The organism is Acinetobacter sp. 1294243, assembly GCF_000588015.1.
GTDB lineage: Bacteria > Pseudomonadota > Gammaproteobacteria > Pseudomonadales > Moraxellaceae > Acinetobacter > Acinetobacter pittii.
Window position 1 is genome coordinate 1 of the sequence record NZ_JFXG01000050.1, and the last position, 1,751, is coordinate 1,751.

The following is a 1,751-nucleotide window of genomic DNA, read 5'->3' on the forward strand; positions in this document are numbered from 1 at the left end:
TGACTCTGACAGCGATTCTGACAGTGACTCGGATTCTGACTCTGATAGCGACAGCGACTCAGACTCTGACAGCGACTCTGACAGCGACTCAGACTCTGATAGCGACAGCGATTCTGACTCTGACAGCGACTCAGACTCTGATAGCGACAGCGATTCTGACTCTGACAGCGACTCTGATTCTGATAGCGACTCTGACTCTGACAGCGATTCTGACAGTGACAGTGACTCTGATTCCGACAGCGACTCAGACTCTGACAGCGATTCTGACTCTGACAGCGATTCTGATTCTGACAGCGACTCTGATTCTGATAGCGATTCTGACTCTGACAGCGATTCTGACAGTGACTCAGACTCTGACAGTGACTCGGATTCTGACTCTGACAGCGACTCTGATTCCGACAGCGATTCTGACTCTGACAGCGACTCTGATAGCGATTCTGACAGTGACTCAGACTCTGACAGTGACTCGGATTCTGACAGTGACTCAGACTCTGACAGTGACTCGGATTCTGACAGTGACTCAGACTCTGACAGTGACTCGGATTCTGACAGTGACTCAGACTCTGACAGTGACTCGGATTCTGACAGTGACTCAGACTCTGACAGTGACTCGGATTCTGACAGTGACTCAGACTCTGACAGTGACTCGGATTCTGACAGTGACTCAGACTCTGACAGTGACTCAGACTCTGATAGCGACAGCGACTCAGACTCTGACAGCGACTCTGATTCTGACAGCGATTCTGACAGTGACTCAGACTCTGATAGCGACAGCGATTCTGACTCTGACAGCGACAGCGATTCTGACTCTGACAGCGATTCTGACAGTGACTCAGACTCTGATAGCGACGGCGATTCTGACTCTGACAGCGACTCTGATTCTGATAGCGACAGCGATTCTGACTCTGACAGCGACTCAGACTCTGATTCCGACAGCGATTCTGATTCCGACAGCGATTCTGACTCTGACAGCGACTCTGATTCTGATAGCGACTCTGACTCTGACAGCGACAGCGACTCAGACTCTGATTCCGACAGCGATTCTGACTCTGACAGCGATTCTGATTCCGACAGCGACTCTGATTCCGACAGCGATTCTGACTCTGACAGCGATTCTGACTCTGACAGCGATTCTGACTCTGACAGCGACTCTGATTCCGACAGCGACTCTGATAGCGACAGCGACTCTGACTCTGACAGCGACTCTGATTCCGACAGCGATTCTGACTCTGACAGCGATTCTGATTCCGACAGCGACTCTGATTCCGACAGCGATTCTGACTCTGACAGCGATTCTGACTCTGACAGCGACTCTGATTCCGACAGCGACTCTGATAGCGACAGCGACTCTGACTCTGACAGCGACTCAGACTCTGATAGCGACAGTGACTCTGATTCTGACAGCGATTCAGATACAACCGCGCCAGATGCACCAGAGATTGATCCAATCAATGGCACGGATCCGATTACGGGTACGGCAGAACCAGGTTCAACCGTGACAGTGACTTATCCAGATGGCACCACAGCAACAGTTGTTGCAGGTACAGATGGAAGCTGGACAGTACCGAACCCAGGCTTGAATGATGGCGATGTTGTAACAGCAACAGCGACAGATGCAGCAGGTAATGAATCAGTACCGGCAACAGAAGTTGTAGATGCATTGGCTCCGACTGCACCAGAGATTGACCCAATCAATGGCACGGATCCGATTACGGGTACGGCAGAACCAGGTTCAACAGTGACAGTTACTA

At 51.2% G+C, this 1,751-nt stretch carries 1 protein-coding gene; it reads left to right on the forward strand.

Annotated elements, in window-relative coordinates:
* Window positions 1-1,751 (forward strand): Ig-like domain-containing protein (locus J655_RS0104960; RefSeq protein ID WP_228132285.1); only part of this gene is annotated, 1,751 nt, incomplete at both ends.